The organism is Moraxella sp. CTOTU47724 (assembly GCF_032014955.1).
Taxonomy (GTDB): Bacteria; Pseudomonadota; Gammaproteobacteria; order Pseudomonadales; family Moraxellaceae; genus Faucicola; species Faucicola tetraodonis.
On record NZ_DALZSV010000063.1, the window covers coordinates 1 to 3,080 of the forward strand.

Genomic DNA, 3,080 nt, shown 5'->3' on the forward strand with positions numbered 1-3,080 from the left:
TGAGGCGCAACTAGTAGAGTTTGACGGTGAAAGTGACCATGTGCATTTACTGGTGGTTTATCCGCCCAAAGTGGCTATTTCTAGTTTGGTGAATAGCTTGAAAGGCGTGTCTAGTCGGTTATTGCGTAAAAAAGAATATCCGTCTATTAAAGAGCAGTTATGGGGAGAAGCGTTGTGGTCGCCTAGTTATTTTGCAGGTAGTTGTGGCGGTGCTCCAATTGAAATTATACGCCAGTACATTGAACAGCAAAATACACCGCACTAAATACCATCTGTGTGTAAGCATAGCTACGGAGTTGCCTTATATCCACCGCCTGAAGTCGGTGGTTTTACGGCAACAGAGGATAAAACCCCCTAAATCAGTTAGGGGGTGTATAGGATAGGTTGACTTATAATTATTATTTACTGTTGGCAAGGTCTTTGCATAGTTCAAGATTCTCCGCTTTTGGATAACTGAGCGTCCATTGGCGGGTTTCATTCAAAATTTGCTTGTAATCTTGCTGAGAGGATAAGTACTGCACCGCTAAACGAGGATCGCTGATGGTCGGCATTAATTTTTTTAGCTCGACATTATAAGCGGTGTTAAACCCTGTTTGGTGCGATTTATTCAGCATGGGTGGGCAGATTTCTGATAACACTTGTAATACCGCCACTTCTTCTTTGGTGGTCGATAATTCCGACATATCGATTGCGATGGTATCGTTATTTTTATCTTCAGCGATACCACTCACGGTGACGCCCATTAACAACATGCCTATCATAGCTTGACTGATTTTGCCCAGTTTAATCATACGGTGTCCTAACGTTATCTAAGTAAAATACAGCCCATATCATACTAAATAATCAAAAAAAATATAGCGAATAATCACGCTATATAGTCAGTATTTTGTGAACAAGTAAAAATTTTTGAAACAGTTTAGCAATATACGGCTAGATAAAAACTTTCATATCATCATGCCGCGGTTTAGTTTAATAGCTCAATGGCTTGAATTTGCAAAACACTCTCTGCTATCTGGCTAAAATGAACATCGACATTCTGATAACGCATGACAAATGGGGTATTAAGCTCTTGCTGGCGATATGCAGGTCTAGGGTCTTGGGCAATGAGTTGCTCGATGGTTTGCCAATCTGTTTGCTTCAGCTGACTTTTTACTGCAATATTGGATAAATCCGGCAATAAATCGGGATGCCAATGCACCGACTTGATGATGGGTTTTTGGCTGGCATACCCAGCAATCGCGTCATCGATACTATCGCTATAAGGCAAATACGGTTTGATATCAATGACTGGCGTGCCATCTATCATATCACCGCCGATGATATGCAGCTTCAAACCCGCCTCAGTGTTTTCAATATGCGAAAATTTGACCACTGACAATCCAATATTTGCCGGTCGATACATACTTCGACTGGCAAAGACCCCAATCTTTTGGTTGCCACCAAGTCTCGGTGGACGGACTGTTGGCTGAAAATTTGACTGATTTGTATTGACTCGATTTTGATGAAACTGCCATATAATCCAAAGATGGCTAAATTGGGCAATGCCTTCAAAAGCACTGAGTACATTGTAGGGTGGCAACATGCTGATAGTAGCGTTGATATCCACAAGATTGGGCTGGCGAGGCGTGCCAAACTTTTGTTTAAGTGGAGAGTTCACAATGCCGATAATCGGCAGGGTAATTTGTTGTGGTAACATAATGGGTCATTAAAATATGATATTTTAAACTATGATTATGCCATTTTTTTACGCCCAAATTCGACTAATTCATCAAAAATTTGCTATCATATCGCCCCAGAATGTCAATATTAACCCGCTTTTTTTATTCTTTATTCACTTTTATTTTTATCTATGACCAATACAAGGTTGGGTGCTATGTCAAAATTTTATGAAGAAACCGTTACCTATGTGCATCATTGGAATGACACATTATTTACCATAAAAACTACCCGTAATGCAGGTTTACGTTTTAGGAATGGTGAATTTGCCATGATTGGTCTGGAAGTCAATGGAAAACCTTTGATGCGTGCCTACTCAATTGCCAGCACCAACTATGATGAAGAGCTCGAATTTTATTCTATCAAAGTCCAAGATGGTCCTTTGACGTCTATTTTACAGCATATCAAAGTGGGCGATAAATTATTGGTCAGTAAAAAACCGACTGGCACCCTAGTACTTGATGACCTAAACCCTGGCAAGCATTTGTATATGCTAGCAACGGGTACAGGCTTGGCACCATTTTTGTCACTTGCCCGTGACCCAGAAGTATATGAGCGTTTTGAGAAAGTTATCGTGGTGCATGGCGTACGTTATGTGAGTGAACTAGGCTACCGTGAGATGTTTGAAAAAGACTTGTTTGAAGATGAGTTACTGGGTGAATATGTTAAAGATAAACTTATCTATTATCCCACGGTCACGCGTGAGCCGTTTCGCAATGAAGGGCGTATGACTGATTTAATGAAATCAGGCAAGTTGTTCCAAGACATCGGATTACCACCCATTAATCCAAGCGATGACCGCGCGATGATTTGCGGTAGCCCATCTATGAATAAAGACGTGGCGGCACTACTTGATGAATTTGGTCTTAAACCATCACCTCGTATGGGTGGTACGGGTGATTATGTGGTTGAACGTGCCTTTGTCGAGCAATAAAAGTTGAACAGTAAAAGTTAAACCGTAAAATCGTAAAAAGAGCCATAAGGCTCTTTTTTATGACTCAAAATTAGTAGCTATACTCTAACACCAAATTACCACCCGCATCTTTATCATCGCTGATGCTATCTTTTTTACCCCAAACACCCAGTTTAACCGAGGTTTTGTCATTGTATCTATGTTTCCAATTGGCTTCGACAATATCCAAGTCCTGCTTGGATGGAAAAGCTGAATTAATCACTTGATTAGACTGATTCACTTTGGCGTTGGCGTATTTTAACCCGAACTGGTTGTTAGCGTTAATATTACCTGATAGCCCCACACTAATGATTTCACCATCCCCACCAATCGGATGACCTAGCGGCAAGCCCTTTTGATAATAACCATCTTTATAAATGCTATGGGTGTAAATAGTATTGGTTTTATCCAA

The 3,080-nt window shown here is 40.6% G+C and carries 5 protein-coding genes; 2 read left to right on the forward strand and 3 right to left on the reverse strand.

What is annotated here, in order from left to right:
• Positions 1 to 265: IS200/IS605 family transposase (gene tnpA / locus RTR63_RS10235; protein ID WP_312524079.1), on the forward strand; the 265-nt coding region annotated here is incomplete at its 5' end.
• 133 nt (positions 266 to 398) lie between these two features.
• On the opposite strand, the gene RTR63_RS10240 is transcribed toward tnpA, so the two are convergent.
• Positions 399 to 791, reverse strand: coding sequence for an MCR_0457 family protein (locus RTR63_RS10240; RefSeq protein WP_065252741.1), 393 nt, complete (start codon positions 789 to 791; stop codon positions 399 to 401).
• Positions 792 to 964: 173 nt separating this feature from the next.
• On the reverse strand, positions 965 to 1,696 hold the full coding sequence (gene tsaA / locus RTR63_RS10245) for a tRNA (N6-threonylcarbamoyladenosine(37)-N6)-methyltransferase TrmO (RefSeq protein ID WP_312524081.1): 732 nt from the start codon (positions 1,694 to 1,696) through the stop codon (positions 965 to 967).
• 177 nt (positions 1,697 to 1,873) lie between these two features.
• Here tsaA and RTR63_RS10250 point away from each other — a divergent pair, with 177 nt between their 5' ends.
• A complete protein-coding gene (locus RTR63_RS10250; RefSeq protein WP_312524082.1) occupies positions 1,874 to 2,650 on the forward strand; it encodes a ferredoxin--NADP reductase in 777 nt (258 codons plus the stop codon).
• 70 nt (positions 2,651 to 2,720) lie between these two features.
• Here RTR63_RS10250 and RTR63_RS10255 read toward each other — a convergent pair.
• Positions 2,721 to 3,080 (reverse strand): capsule assembly Wzi family protein (locus tag RTR63_RS10255; protein WP_312524083.1); only part of this gene is annotated, 360 nt, incomplete at its 5' end.